Genomic DNA, 14,119 nt, shown 5'->3' with positions numbered 1-14,119 from the left:
GGCTTCCGGCGACACTTCAACGGGTTCAGAATATCGATTCGACGCCGTCAGGGCCCATTTCCATGCTGAACCCCTCCACCCCGCCAGACTGCAATTCCGTACCCATTGCGGTGAGGGACTCTTCCCGAATCAGGTTTTTCAACCGATGAACCAACCCGGTGAACTCGGGTGTATCGAACATCGCAGCCGTGCGCGGACGTGGCAGGGGCACGCGAATTTCCGCCTTGATACGACCGGGCCGCGCGGTCATCACATAGATGCGGTCCGAGAGAAACACGGCTTCCTCGATATCGTGGGTGATGAACATGACCGACAGGCGGAAGCGCTGCCACATGTTCGTCAGGATCTCCTGCATCACGGTCCGGGTTTGCGTGTCGAGCGCGCCGAACGGTTCGTCCATCAGCAACACCCGGGGATTGGCCGCCAGCGCACGGACAATGCCGATGCGCTGCTTCATGCCGCCCGAGAGCTGGTCCGGGTAGTGATTCTCGAACGACAGCAGCCCTGCGAGCCCGAGCAGTGTGCGGGCGATGCCCTCCCGTTTGGCGCGCGAAACGCCGGCCATCTTCAGGCCGAACTCCACGTTTTCGCGCACGCGCAACCACGGGAACAACGAATACTGCTGAAACACGACGCCGCGCTCCGCGCCGGGCTTCCTGATGGGCACGCCGTCCAGCAGCGCCGTGCCGCGCGTCGGCTTCGTGAAACCCGCGACGATGCTCAAGAGCGATGACTTGCCACATCCCGAAGGGCCGATCAGCGAAACGAACTCATGCGGCTCGACGGTGATCGTCACATCCTTGACGGCCTCGGTCTGAGCATCGCCCGTGCCGAATACGACGCCGATGTCGTGGCAATCGATACGTCCTTTGTCGTTGCTGGTCATTTGCGCGCTCCGTTGACATAGGCGAGCCACGGCATCGACATCTGCCCGACCAGACGGATCGCGCCGCTGCACAGCAGGCCGAGCGCACCGATGGTGATCATGCCGAGAACGATCGCCGGATAGTTGACTAGCGAGTACGCCTCCCACGTGTAGTAGCCGACGCCATATTGGCCGGAGATCATTTCGGCTGCGATCAGCGAGACCCACGCGACACCCATGCCCACCGCCAGGCCGGTGAAGATGTTCGGCAACACGCCCGGCAGGATGACGTACCGGAATAGCTGCACTTCGCTCGCGCCGAGGCAGCGGCCTGCGCGCATCAGCACGCCGTCGAGCGATTCGACGCCGTCCACCGTGTTGAGCAGAATCGGGTAGAACGCGCCGATGAACGTGATGAACACGATGGACGATTCTGTCGTCGGCCACAGCATGATCGACATTGGCACCCACGCGATGGCGGGAACGGGCCGCAGCACTTCGATTGCCGGCATCAGCAATTGATTGACGACGCGATAACGCCCGATCAGCAGACCGAGCGCGACGCCCGTGACCACCGCGACAGCGAAGCCCAGAAAGATCCGCCGCAGGCTGTTGCCGATATTCGCGGCGAACGTATTCGATCCGACAACGTGCACCGCCTCACGGAACACCTCGTAGGGTGTCGGCACGTTCTGAAAACGGATATAGAACTGCACCCGATAACGCGTGCCGAGATACCACAGCAAGAACAACGCGCCGATCGACACGACAGCAAACGCCGCCTTGATGCCGAGCGCCTGCGTGCTGCCCAGCGTGGGCGCTTTCAAACGCCGACTCCTGTCCGGTGCGCGCGCCGGCGGCGCGGGAAGTGCGGACACACCATGCTTGAGTTCAAGATCGAATGAGCGTTCCATCTCATTTCTCCCCGTTATGGACTGCGTTCAACGCCTGCGTGTAGTCGACCACTTTCGCGCCCGACTGCTTCGCACTTGCTTCGGCATCGCGCTTGAGCAGGAACGGCTCCACATCCGGCTTCCCGCCGTCCGCGCTGCTGAGCGTGTAGAACGCGTCGTTTGCGAAGACCTTCACGCCGAGCGCCTTGTCCGTCAGATAGACAGCGTCGAGCTTCCTGCCTTGTGCGCGATACTGGTTCACGCCTTCGAGCGTGCATACCGGCGAGCTGAACGGCACGATCTCGCCGCCCTGGACCCAGACCTGTCCTGCCTGCGACGCATTGCTGATGGGCACGTTGCACACGGCGTCCTTGCCCTGAACCTGGTAGTTGCTGAAACTCGCGAGCTGGGCGTCGTAGTCGCGGCCCGATTCCTTGAAGGCCTCGCGCACGAAGGAGTCGTTGACCCATTTATCGATATCGAGATCCTTCACCATGTTCAGCTTCCTGAGCACGGCATAGTCGGTCTTCAGCGCAGCAATCCAGCGCGGCTTGATGGTCGGATCAAGCGTGTCGATGCCGCCGGGCCCCAGGAATATGTATGCCACCTCCTTGTTGACCTTGGTCCACGCCTCGATCTTTTCGGCCGCCTGTTCCGGGTGCTTGCGCACCCAGTCATTCGCTTCCATCAACGCCTTGATGTAGGCGGTGACGATCTCCGGATACTTCTGCCCGAAGTCCTTGCGGATCACGACGCCGTGAAACGTCGGCTGCCCCGTCTCGGCTCCGTCGAAGATCTTGCGTGCATAGCCGCGGTAAGGCAGCAGTTCGGCGAAGGGCACGAAGTCCGCATGCGCGTCGACGCGGTTTTCCTGAATGCTCGTGCTGCCCACTTCCGGCGACTGATTCGCGAGCGCGAAGTAATCCGCCGGCAGATTGCGGCTCTGCAACGCAGCGAGCAGCATGCCGTGAGCGGCGGAGCCGAAGGGCACCGATACGCGCTTGCCTTTGAGGTCGCTGAGATCGTAGTAAGGCGAGTCTTTCGGCACGACCACGCCGTTGCCGCCACCATGCGCGTTGTAGGCGATCACGGCGACGAGTTCCGTGTCGTTGTTCGTGGCATGTCCCGTGGCGCCGTTCACGAGCAGGGGATAGTCGCCCATCATGCCGATCTGCAGATTGCCCGCGATCATCCCGTTGGTGATGGGAGGACCGGACGTCGCGTTCTGCCACGTCACGTTATAGGTGACATCCTTGTACTTGCCCGTATGGGGCAGATACTTGTCCAGCAAGCCGAGTTGCTTGATGACGATCCCGCCCGTGACCGTATTGGTCGTGGTGTCCTGCGTGCCGATGCCGATGTCGATCGTTTCCGCGTGCGCGGCAGTCCCAAATGCCAGCACGGAGCCCATCGCGACGATTGAAGCACTGCATAACGCATGGCCTGCCAAACCTCTGATTCGCATGATGTAACCCTAAAGAATGAGTGACATGAAGCGGGTTCGTTGCCGCCCATGCCAGACAGTGACAACCGGGACGCCATGTCGGCACCCGCGCGTAATCCAGCCCGAGTCCTCAACTCCCGGCGCCGGGCGCCTGCCTTTCGACGTGGACCTTGAACTGGAAGGCGTCTCCCCGGTAATGCAGTTCTTCGTATTCGAGCGGCGTGCCTGCGCTCGTATGGATAACGCGCTCGATGAACAGAATCGGCGCGCCCTCTTCCACGCCGAGCACATCACGCAACTCTTCTGTGGCGGGAATCGAGCACATGCGCAGATCGGCGTGACCGAGCTCGATCTGGCAGTCGTTTTCCAGCACGGAAAACACGTCGCGATTGGCCAGATCGGCCTTGGCGACGCGCTGACCGACCGCGGACGGGAGATACGACACGTCGAGCGAGATCGGTATCCGGTTCAGGAACCGCAGGCGCCGCAGTTCGGTGACGCGACCGCCGCTCTCGATTCGCTCGCGCACATGCCTGGGGGGCACGACACTGCGCAACGACAGCACCTTCGAGTGCGTTTCGTAGCCCATTTCGCGCATCGCCGTGCCGAAGCCTTGCAGGCTGCCGAGATCCTGAAACGCACGGGGCCGCGACACGAATGTCCCCTTGCCGTGAATGCGGAAGATCAGCCCTTCGCTCTGAAGGTTGCCGAGCGCCTGCCGAACGGTGATGCGGCTCACGTCGAACGCGCTCATCAGCTCGCTTTCGGACGGCATCTGCTGGTTCGGCCGGTACGCGCCCTGCAGGATGCGATTGCGCAGGATGTCGGCAATCTGCATGTACAGCGGGCTCGGCCCATCCAGTTGCGCGGGCGACCCGCCTGTTGGCATCGCGCTCGCTTCGGACAAGATCAGGTTGGCTACACGCATGTCAGTGGATATAACTCGTCATTACAAGTTGATATGGATAACGCAAAGGTCGTGCCAAGCTTTTTGCTACCAGAACTGCCGTATTTCCAGCCTTTTCCCGCTGCCTTACGCCCCATAACCGAACTCGGCTGCGGCACACGGTGCATCGGAGTGTCGGCGTGGTGCACGCCGTCGCTCGCTCAGGCGAAGGAATAAATCCACGCGAGCGTGTCGAAGCGGATCAGCAACGACAAGCCGATGGCGGTCGTTGCGAACGGCGAGAGACGCGCTGCTGCCTTCTGCAGGCCGGAGATCGATACGTGCGAGCGCGTCGTGACGAATGCACCCAGACATAGGATTGCCGTTAGTACACCGAAAATAACGGTCGCCAAGGAAACAGCCGCCGGTGGACGACCGATCAACAGGCCCGAATACATCAGCACGTTGTCTACCGCTCCTGACGTCGCCACGGCTGCCACCGTGAAGATGCGACTCGCGCAGCCCGTCGCCGTGCGGCCCTCGGCGCTGCACTCGTCGCACCGGTTACCTTGGCGCAAACCCGCAATCCGCGCGAGCCCGACCGCCAGCGGGACGATGCCTGCAAGACCGATGGACGGTGCATTCGCCACCCATGCCGACTGCGTGATAGCAATGGACGACATCAACTGCACCGCCATGCTCACGAACTGCCCGGCTACGATCTCGACAGTGCGAAAGCGCGCGTTGCTGAAGAACGTGAGCAAAAGCGCGTAACCGTCGACGTTGGTCGACACATAGGCAGCCGTGACCGTGGCCACGAATACGGGCAAAGCATCCAATCTCCTCTCCTTTGCTGAGCGTGCCGTCACGGATGCGAGCCAAAGTCGCACTTCGATCATGGCGTCAACATGTCATAACAAGATATGATGTCTCGACTCAAGCAAATACGATGCCATACAGAGAGCCAAGAGCCGACCGCGCTTCATCGCTCGTCGGCCGGCCGGCTGGAGTACATCGCGTCACAGACCGGTGCTGCTTCGCAACCCGGCGGTGCGGGCAACCGGGGGAGGCATTGCCATGGCAGGCCATGTCATGTCTTGCCGCCACCGGTCCCGCATCACGCAGCCCAGGCGCGCGGTTATAATCAATGAACGCCACAGGCGCACGATCAGGACTCCCGTGCCCGCTCGCTCATCGACCATGCCGACCAGCCGCCACACATTCGAGTTCGACTCGCCAGTTCCGCTTTACCAGCAAATCAAACACACGCTGCGCAGCGGTATTCTCGACGGCAGCTATCCTCCCCACAGCCGCATGCCGTCCGAGAGCGAACTTCAGGAAATGTTCGAGGTCAGCCGTATCACCATCCGGCAGGCGCTGGGCGATCTTCAGAACGAAGGGCTGATCTTCAAGGTGCACGGCAAGGGCTCATTCGTTTCGCAGCCCAAGACCATTCAGAACATCACGTCGCTGCAAGGCTTCGCCGAATCCATGTCGAACGAGGGGCATGAGATCGTGAATCGCGTCGTCTCGTTCAGCTTCGTCGCCGCCAACGAGGAAGTCGCGTCCCGGCTGGCGCTGGATCAGGGCGCCAGGGTTGCCGAGATCCATCGGGTGCGGCTGGTCAACCGCGAACCTACGTCGTACGAAGTCACTTTCCTGCCGGAGGCGCTCGGCAAGAAGCTCCAGCGCGCCGATCTCGCCACGCGTGACATCTTTCTCATTCTGGAGAACGATTGCGGCGTTACCCTGGGCAGCGCCGACCTGAGTATCGACGCCATTCCGGCGCATGGGCCCATGACGCGTGCGCTCGAATTGAAGAAGGACGCGCCGGTGTTGCGCGTGGAACGGCTCACGTACGACAGCGATCGTCAACCGATCGACTTCGAATATCTCTATTTTAGGGGCGGCACGTTCCAATACCGGTTGCGTGTGGATCGAAAACGCTCTTTAGAGTCTGGTCGCAAGGGCTGATCCGAGTTCTGTCGGGCGCGGGGAAGTCGAAATGTTCGCACGCGGTCAGCGACCTCACGGGACGTGCGCAGCTTGATCGCAAGGAGCCTCAGGTTCTGGCGGCGGCGAACTCGCCTTACGGGCGAGCAGCGTGCTCTCGACCCGGTTCGAGGGCAAGGTGCATGAGTCCTACGCTTTCCGGCGTAGCAGCCATCTGCGTGCGATCGATCCTCGTTAGTCGGCATTGCGTTCCGTACTTGTCCTCCGGCCAGCCACAAATAGCAGCTGCCAGCCCACACACTACCGACTTAACGTCAAGAGCCCGAAGGAATTTACGCAGGTGCGGGAGTAGCGCGGAGCAGCCTCGCCGCCCTCACGCTAGAGCGTGTTAGGCACTTGTGTTAAGGGCTGCGAAGTGGACAAGCATAAGCACGGCGAATACGACGAAATGCAGACCAGCCAGGGTTTCGGGCAATCGCTCATAGTCTCGGGCCAACCGGCGGAAGCGGTTCAACCAACCAAAGCTGCGTTCGACCAACCAGCGGCGTGGCAACAGAACAAAGCCTTTTTTCACTTCCGGCAGCTTGATTACCTCAAGCTCGATTCCTTCGTCCAGCGCTGCCTGAGCGGGTTCCTCACCGGTATAGCCCTGATCGGCAAACGCGACCTTCACCGTCTGGCCTGTGACCTCCTGGACCTGACGCGCAAGTTCGCCAACCTGGGCTCGCTCCTGCTCGTTGGCCGGCGTAATGTGCACAGCAAGCAACTGGCCCAACGTATCGACCGCCATGTGAACCTTGCTGCCCCGCTTACGCTTATAGCCGTCGTAACCGGCGCGAGGTCCACTCTCGCAGCTCGATTGCAACGTACGCCCATCGAGTATGACCGCACTGGGCTGACCCTTACGGCCCTGCGCGACGCGGATAACCGAACGCAGATCATTGACCATGGCCTCGAAACAACCCGCCTGAATCCAGCGTTGCGTTTGCTGATAAACCAGTTCCCAAGGCGGAAAGTCATTTGGCAACATGCGCCAAGGCGCTCCCGCGCGCACGATCCAGCGCAGCGCGTTAAACATCTCGCGTAGTTCATATCGACGCTGCGGGGCATCTTTGTGCATCAAAGTCAGATACGGAGCTGCAAAGCCCATTCTTCATTGGACACATCCGTCGGGTAGGGTTTGCGTTTTGCCATCCAGCCAGGATACCAGGTCTGGTCGTAAGTGCCTAACACGCTCTAGCTTTTTTATAATGTTTCTCCCTTTCGAGGCGTTAAACCCGCGCCTCCAGCTCCTGGATACGCTGCTACTCCGGGGTCATTGCCGCGCTCTGCTGCGTGATTCCATGACGCTCTTGATGCAGTTGCTGAACCAAACCACGCAGAACTGACTCCATGACGCCGACCGAACAGCTGGCATTGACGCGGCTATACTTCTGGTCGAGAACCACGGAGGCCGCACTCCGCTTGAACTCGGGGGAAAACGTACGACGTTGCTTGCTCATCAAACACCTCTTCACGGCGAGTATTCTCGCCTAAATTGGTGTCTGGGAGGATTAGAGACCACTTCAACGTGTTCGATCCGGCTGGCGAAATCGAGTAGTTTTTTGCTGACTATGCGAACGTGCTAAATACCCCCGGTCATCCCGATTTCCATCGTTTCCATGGTGCTCTCGGAGCAGCGTGGAATCAAGGTACTTGGGCCGCCACTCAAGGCGGAAAGCTTCACGGGCGCCTGAAGCGCGCCCGCTTGCTCCGGTTCAGGTCCGCGCGCAACAAACGACTATCGACTTCGCGTCGCGGGCACGCCTGCCCGCGACCTATCTGCGCCGGATCAGAACGCTGTTCGAATCCCAACGCCTGCCGTGCCGGCCGACGTGGCATGGTCGTTCGTGTAGGCCAGGTACACGTCCGTACGCACCGATAGACGGTAGTCATAGCCTACCGCCCAGGTCCGGCGAATCGGGTCCCCGCGCCCGATGCCCTTCATGTACATGTAAGACGCCGTGAGTTTGCCCGCGTCGCCAAACGGTATCGATACGCCAAGCTGCCCGCTATTCGTCGACAGATCGCCCGTGGTGATCGAATCGTCGACATGCTGATAAAAGCCGTACACCTTCACCACGCGGAAATCCCAGGTCGCGCCCGCGAGTAACGCCGATTGCTGTTCGAAACCGGGAATCGACGTAGTGAGATCACCTGGCGTCACGTTGTACTTCAGCTGCTGATACGCGGCCACGGCATACAAAGGTCCACGCCCGTATGCCGCGCTACCGCCCCACTGATTCTGGCCGGGCCGCCCAGCCGCATTGCCGAAGCCATAGATCGCCGATAGTTCGAAGCCACCGATGCCGGGACTCGTGTACATGACCGAATTGTTCCACTCGGTGTCGCCAGCAATCTCTTGCCCCGGCAAGCCCTTGTACATCTGGATCATCGCCGGAGAAAAACCGAACGCGTTCCCAAACGGATTGACTCTCAGTGCGTCCAGAAAGTACGGCACCGTATTACGTCCGGTCGTTACTAACCCCGCTGGTGTCTCCAGGCCCACATACGCATTGCGTCCCCAGAACGAAGGATCGCCGGCGAAGCGCCCCACTTTGCCGCTCGACGGCGTGAGATAGGCTTCGAGTCGAAAGACAGTCGCATAGCCACCTCCGAGATCTTCGTTCCCGGTGATGCCGAAATAACTCGTTTGCATCCCGTTGGAAAAAAGACCATAAGCGTGCTTCGTGCCAACCGGCGTCTGCGTGCCCACGAACTCGTCGATCACGCCGTAAAGCTGCACACCCGACTGCGCGCACGCCGTGCCCGATATCGCCAAGAAGGTCAGTCCGCAAGCCACCACCCGTACTTTTTTCATACCCGTCTCTATTAATTAGTTATGCTTATTTTTTATGTCGATCGCGATAACGCCGCTAACGCGAAGCCTTTCCTGTCAAGCCAACCGCGCGGCTGGCTGTGTCCGTTACTCGGTGGGGAAGCCGAACAACATCACTGGGTTGTCGACGAGAATCTTCTTCAATGTGACGGCGTCGGGCGCGTATCGGCACAGCAGATCGACCAGCTCGCCGTCGTTCGGCGGGGCCTTCGTGGAAACGGGATGCGGCCAGTCGCTTCCCCAAATGCAGCGATCCGGCGCGGCCTCGATCAGCGTACGTGCGAGCGGCACCGCGTCGTCCCACGGATAGCCGGTGCGCGAAGTTTTCTCACCGAGCGAGAGCATCACCCATACATTGCCGCGCTCGAGCAGTTCCAGCACTTTGCGCAGGCTCGGGTCGTCGCGGCCCGTGTTCAGATCGGGCCGCCCCATGTGGTCAATGACAACCGGCACATCGAGATTTTCGAATGGCGCAATCGACGACGCAACGCCATCCGGGCCCGGCTGGACTTTCACATACCAGCCCAATTCCTGCACTTTCGCCAACGCGCGTTGAATTTCATTGGGCGCCAGCGACGCGCCGAGCCCGGCTCGGGAAAAGCGTGCGCCGCGCACGCCGGCGTCGTGCAACGTCTGAAGATAGGCGTCGCCCTTTTCCTTGAGCACGAGCGCGTTCGCACACCCGCGATAATCGGGGCCTGCAACGCGCAATGCATCGAGCACCACCTGATGATCGGCGCCATACGTCGTGGCCTGCACGATAACGCCGCGCTGCAGCCCGAGCGTGCGATGCAGTGCAAGCGCGCGCTCGATCGTGGCCGTGGGCATCTCGTACACGGCGCCCGGTTGCACGGGATACCGCTCGGACGGTCCGAACACATGAAACTGGCTGTCGCACGCGAGGGCGGGCAATGGCGAACGCGGCGCACGCGGTTCGGGATGAAACGGGAAATACTCGGGCATTGTCGATTCTCCGGTCAGGCTTGCGGCGTGATCGCCGAGGTCGGCGCGAATACCGCGATGAAATCGCACTGCACCAGCGACGGCCCATCGACGTTCAATGGCAGCGCATGACGTGCCGGGCGCGTTTGCGGATCGGGAAACATCTTGAGCCATTCGTCGTTGACCGCCTGGCGCTGCGAACGGTCTTTCAGCCAGACGTTCATTTTGATGATGTCGCCGGTATCGCCGCCAGCCGCCTCGACAATGGTCCGCACATGTGCGAACAGATGCGCGCATTGTTCTTCGAGCGTCGGCGCCACATCGCCCGTCGCCGGATCGATGCCGAGGATGATGCCCGACATCAGCAGATCGCCGAGCCGGCAGGCATTCGGAATCGGATTCACGTGCTTGAAACCGGGGATATAAATACTTTTACGTGCCGTCATAAGGATTCCGTTAGCTGAAATGGCACGAAACCGTGCCGAGTGGGCCATAGTCGGCGTGAAACGTGTCGCCCGCACTCACGTCGACCGGAGGTGTGAACGACCCCGCAAGAACGATTTCCCCGGCCGCCAGCGAGCTTCCGTGCGCAGCAAGCTTGTTCGCGAGCCACGCAATGCCATTGGCGGGATGGTTCAGCACGCCGGCCGCCACGCCGGTTTGCTCGACGCTGCCATTGCGTGAAAGCAGCGCCGCGATCCAGCGCAGATCCGCCGAATGCGGGGCGATCGGCAGGCCACCAAGCACGATCGCGGCATTGGCCGCGTTGTCGGCGATCGTGTCGCGAACCGTGCGCAGACGTCCCGTTTCCGGGTCTCGGCGATGCATGCGCGAATCCAGTATTTCGAGCGCGGGCCGCACGTAGCGCGTTGCCTCCAGTACGTCGAATAGAGAACAGTCCGGACCACTAAGCGTTTTTTCCAGCACGAAAGCCAGTTCGACTTCGATACGCGGCGCCCGAAAACGATCGGCGGGAACGGAACTACCGTCGGTCACGATCATGCCGTCGAGCAACACGCCGTAATCCGGCTCGTCGATACCCACCGCGTCCTGCATTGCCTTCGAGGTTAGTCCGATTTTGTGCCCGACCACGCGGCCGCCACGGGCCAGCTTGCGCGCGATCCACGCGCTCTGGATCGCATAGGCGTCGCTCAGATCGAGATCGGGAAACTCGTGAGTGAAAATCGGCAGCGGCATCTGCGTGGTTTCCGCTTCGTCGAGTCTCGCCGCGAGCGTGTCGATTACATCGTGAGTCAGCATCGTTCAAACCTCGTCGATTACGGTATTGCGAAGCACGCCGATATTCGGCGATTCGATTTCGACCACGTCGCCGGGCACGAGCCAGCGGGGCGGATCGAAGCGTGCGCCCGCGCCCGTGGGCGTGCCCGTGAGGATCAGATCGCCCGGATGCAGCGTGGCGAACGTGCTCAAATAGGCGATCAAATACGAAAAATCGAAGATCATCCGCTGCGTCGTTTCCTCCTGACGCAATTCGCCGTTCACGCGGGTGCGAATGGTGTGCATCGCGCCCGGATCGAGCTCGTCCGCCGTTACGATCCATGGCCCGATGCTTCCCGATGCGTCGAAATTCTTTCCCTGCGTCACGTTGAACTTCGCGTGATAGAGCCAGTCGCGCACGGTGCCTTCGTTCGCCAGCGTCATGCCGAATACGTGTTCGAGCGCGCGCTCGCGTGAAATGTGTCGCCCGCGCTTTCCTATCACGAGGACGAGTTCGCCTTCGTAGTCGAGTTGCGTGGATACGCGCGGGCGCACGAGCGCTTGCCCGTGCCCGACGAGCGAATCGGCCGCGCGCGCGAAAAGGCTCGGATACGCAGGCTGCTTTGACTGATCGCGATACTCGGCATTGCGATCTTCGTAATTGACGCCGATGCACCAGATTTTCCCTGCATTGCCGATCGGCGCACGCCATACAATTTCGTCGAGCGAAAAATCGGCGCGTGCAACGCCGTCCAGGGTATGACGCGCGAGCGCGAGGCCTTCGGGATCCGCGCACAACGAGCGCAATGACGGATGGCGCGGCGCGAGGCGCGCGCCCAGATCGACGATACCTCCGTGCGCGGCCGCGCCGTAACGCAACGAAGCGGTGTCATCGTCGACCGTAACAAAACTGAGAAGTCGCATGGAATGAAAACCCTATCAAAAAAGAAAAACGCAGATGCCTAATGCGTGATCGCGCTGCCGTTCTTGCGGTCTTCTGGCGCGTAGTCAGTTTGCGAGCGGCGCGAGGCGTTGCCGCGCGTTTCCGGCAACACGAGCGAAATGACCAGAAAGAGCGCAGCGGCGGGCGCCGCAACGAGCATCCCTTGCGTAAGCCCGCCTCGCGCCGTCGCCACGAGCGGCACGAGAATCGGCGCGAGACTGCCCATCGCCCGGCCGATCATGTAGGCGCTGGAAACCAGCGTCGAACGCACCTCGATTGGAAATAATTCGGATAACCAGGCACCGACCACACCTACGGCGGAATTGCCGATCGAGAATGTCACGGCGATCCAGAACATCGGCCAGAGCAACAGCCGACCTTCGTAATGGCCGCCGCCGGTCGCATACAGCAGGCCGAGGCAAACCACCCAGCCCAGCGCGGGAACCACAGCGCCGAAGCGGCGGCCGAAACGATCGTTGCACCAGCCCATCACGAGATAACTGACGCCACCGAGCACCGCCGCCGTCACAGCCGTCTCGCGCACGACATCGGGCGGCGCCTTCAGCACCCTAAGCATCAAGGTCGGCAGAAAAACGACGATGGCGTAATAGCAAAACATGTAACCCGTCATCCAGAGCGCGCTGGCTGCTGCGACCAGCGTGAGGCGGCGCGTCATCACGGCGCGGATTGGCGATGCGAGCCGTGCACCCGCCGCCGCTTGTTTGCGCTGACTGACCGACGCCTGCCATGCACGCGACTCGGGCATCCAGAAGCGGATCGCAATCATCAGCACGACCGGCGAACCACCCGAGAGAAAGCCAAGCCGCCAACTCCATTCGGGCGTAAACGCGGCGACCAGCCAGAGACCGACGATGGAAGCGCCGGCTGTGGCGATCGTCGCGGCCGCCTGGATGAGCGCACTCCCGAGACCGCGCCGGTTCGGATTCCATGTCTCGTTGAAAAGCACCATGCCGGCGCCCCACTCGCCGCCAAGACCGACGCCCGTGGCGAAGCGCAACGCGGCGAGCGAGCCGTAGCTCCAGGCGAACGCCGAGGCGACCGAAGCCAGCGCGAACACGCCCAACGTCAACTGCAGCGCAGTCCTTCTTCCGATGCGATCGCCAAGCCAGCCGAACAACGCACCGCCGATCACGGAACCGATTAGCGTCACGGTCGTGACGCTCGCGAGTTCGACCAGCGAAAGGCCGAGCGTGTGCTGGATGGACGGCATCAGATACGGCAGGATCAGCACGTCGTAAAGATCCAGCGCGAAACCCAGAATGCACGACACAATGATGGTCAACCGCTGCGCGCTTGAATAGTCGCTCGATGTTCCAACCGCCACGTCTGTCTCCTGAATGCCGCTTAACGGCTTATCGATGTAATACGTTCGGCGCCGGGGTCAGGCGGATTACTGCTTGGGCGTCTGAAAGATGGGGCGCAATGTCGTGATTTCGCCAACGCGCGCGTAGTTCGGGCCAGCCAGGCGCGCGATCGGGTCCAGTTCGCGCGTTTCCACCTTGCCGTCGTTCACCAATCCGTCGCGCACGTGGAAAACCAGCACTTCGCCCACGATCAGGCGGCTGCGCGTATCGCCGAATTCGATACATTGGCGAAACCGGCACTCCATCGCCACGGGAGCGCCAGCGATGCGAGGCGGTTTGATCTTGTCCGACGCAATGGTTTCGAGCCCGAGTGCTTCCACCTCGCTTACATCGGACGGATATTCCTTCGCGCTGTAATGCACGGCCTCCATCAACGCGTGATCGGCGATATGAACGACGAACTCTTCCGTAGCAAGGATGTTGCGGGCCGTGTCTTTATAGACGCCGGCCTTATGACCCACGCTGATCGCGAGCATCGGCGGCTTGGGGGAAACGAACGTGAATGCGCTGAACGGCGCGAGGTTCACGAGGCCGGCTTCAGACTGCGTGGAAACCCATGCAATGGGGCGCGGCACCACGAGCCCGGTAATGAGCCGGTATGACCGCTGGGCATCCAGTTCGCTGGCTTCGATACGCATCGAATAATCTCCTGCGCCGCGCCGTAACGGACATCGGTCCTTCGGGCGGCATGTTATGTGGTGAAGGACTCGGC

General features: G+C 61.2%; 14 protein-coding genes and 1 pseudogene. 1 reads left to right on the top strand and 14 read right to left on the bottom strand.

Translation table 11 applies throughout. The features are described from left to right. Nucleotides 1–25: 25 nt before the first annotated feature. The 5 genes from BFE01S_RS07760 to BFE01S_RS07740 form a co-directional block, all read right to left on the bottom strand. Nucleotides 26–958 (bottom strand): ABC transporter ATP-binding protein, encoded by a 933-nt coding sequence (locus BFE01S_RS07760; RefSeq protein ID WP_245621057.1) that lies wholly within the window; start codon nt 956–958, stop codon nt 26–28. Continuing rightward, nucleotides 883–1,692 carry an ABC transporter permease gene (locus tag BFE01S_RS37870; protein ID WP_052420815.1) on the bottom strand — a complete coding sequence of 270 codons (810 nt, stop codon included), beginning with the start codon at nt 1,690–1,692 and terminating at the stop codon, nt 883–885. Before BFE01S_RS37870 ends, BFE01S_RS07760 begins: the two co-directional genes overlap by 76 nt. Before the next feature lie 88 nt (nt 1,693–1,780). Next, on the bottom strand, nt 1,781–3,223 hold the full coding sequence (locus BFE01S_RS07750) for an ABC transporter substrate-binding protein (protein ID WP_052420814.1): 1,443 nt from the start codon (nt 3,221–3,223) through the stop codon (nt 1,781–1,783). A gap of 109 nt (nt 3,224–3,332) precedes the next feature. After that, a complete protein-coding gene (locus tag BFE01S_RS07745; RefSeq protein WP_042337364.1) occupies nt 3,333–4,091 on the bottom strand; it encodes a GntR family transcriptional regulator in 759 nt (252 codons plus the stop codon). 218 nt (nt 4,092–4,309) lie between these two features. Further along, the gene (locus BFE01S_RS07740) at nt 4,310–4,927 is read right to left on the bottom strand and encodes a cadmium resistance transporter (protein ID WP_028224980.1); all 618 of its coding nucleotides are present in this window, start codon (nt 4,925–4,927) and stop codon (nt 4,310–4,312) included. 361 nt (nt 4,928–5,288) lie between these two features. Between BFE01S_RS07740 and BFE01S_RS07735 the strand changes: the two genes are divergently transcribed. Continuing rightward, complete coding sequence (locus BFE01S_RS07735; RefSeq protein WP_028224979.1) at nt 5,289–6,062, top strand: GntR family transcriptional regulator; 774 nt, start codon at nt 5,289–5,291, stop codon at nt 6,060–6,062. Between the two features lie 367 nt (nt 6,063–6,429). Here BFE01S_RS07735 and BFE01S_RS37865 read toward each other — a convergent pair. The 9 genes and pseudogenes from BFE01S_RS37865 to BFE01S_RS07690 all read right to left on the bottom strand — a co-directional run bounded on the left by BFE01S_RS37865 (nt 6,430) and on the right by BFE01S_RS07690 (nt 14,045). Next, nucleotides 6,430–7,235: pseudogene (locus tag BFE01S_RS37865) on the bottom strand (IS5 family transposase). A gap of 110 nt (nt 7,236–7,345) precedes the next feature. Further along, entirely contained in the window at nt 7,346–7,543 is a 198-nt protein-coding gene (locus BFE01S_RS42860; protein ID WP_084169626.1) for a transposase, read from the bottom strand. Between the two features lie 329 nt (nt 7,544–7,872). Next, nucleotides 7,873–8,901: a porin gene (locus tag BFE01S_RS07720; RefSeq protein WP_042337325.1), complete on the bottom strand. Its 1,029-nt coding sequence runs from the start codon at nt 8,899–8,901 to the stop codon at nt 7,873–7,875. Between the two features lie 105 nt (nt 8,902–9,006). Then, a complete protein-coding gene (locus BFE01S_RS07715) occupies nt 9,007–9,882 on the bottom strand; it encodes an amidohydrolase family protein (RefSeq protein WP_028224977.1) in 876 nt (291 codons plus the stop codon). 14 nt (nt 9,883–9,896) lie between these two features. After that, nucleotides 9,897–10,355 carry a RidA family protein gene (locus tag BFE01S_RS37860; RefSeq protein WP_245621056.1) on the bottom strand — a complete coding sequence of 153 codons (459 nt, stop codon included), beginning with the start codon at nt 10,353–10,355 and terminating at the stop codon, nt 9,897–9,899. Then, the gene (gene hpaH / locus BFE01S_RS07705; RefSeq protein WP_028224976.1) at nt 10,318–11,121 is read right to left on the bottom strand and encodes a 2-oxo-hept-4-ene-1,7-dioate hydratase; all 804 of its coding nucleotides are present in this window, start codon (nt 11,119–11,121) and stop codon (nt 10,318–10,320) included. The genes BFE01S_RS37860 and hpaH overlap by 38 nt, the downstream gene beginning before the upstream one ends. Nucleotides 11,122–11,124: 3 nt before the next feature. Then, the gene (locus BFE01S_RS07700; RefSeq protein WP_028224975.1) at nt 11,125–12,003 is read right to left on the bottom strand and encodes a fumarylacetoacetate hydrolase family protein; all 879 of its coding nucleotides are present in this window, start codon (nt 12,001–12,003) and stop codon (nt 11,125–11,127) included. Between the two features lie 38 nt (nt 12,004–12,041). After that, on the bottom strand, nt 12,042–13,367 hold the full coding sequence (locus BFE01S_RS37855) for an MFS transporter (protein WP_042337323.1): 1,326 nt from the start codon (nt 13,365–13,367) through the stop codon (nt 12,042–12,044). Between the two features lie 66 nt (nt 13,368–13,433). Beyond that, nucleotides 13,434–14,045 (bottom strand): flavin reductase family protein, encoded by a 612-nt coding sequence (locus BFE01S_RS07690; RefSeq protein WP_028224974.1) that lies wholly within the window; start codon nt 14,043–14,045, stop codon nt 13,434–13,436. Between the last annotated feature and the right edge of the window lie 74 nt (nt 14,046–14,119).

The sequence above is a fragment of the Paraburkholderia ferrariae NBRC 106233 genome, from assembly GCF_000685035.1.
Lineage (GTDB): Bacteria > Pseudomonadota > Gammaproteobacteria > Burkholderiales > Burkholderiaceae > Paraburkholderia > Paraburkholderia ferrariae.
This window is presented reverse-complemented; position numbering and strand designations above follow the sequence as displayed.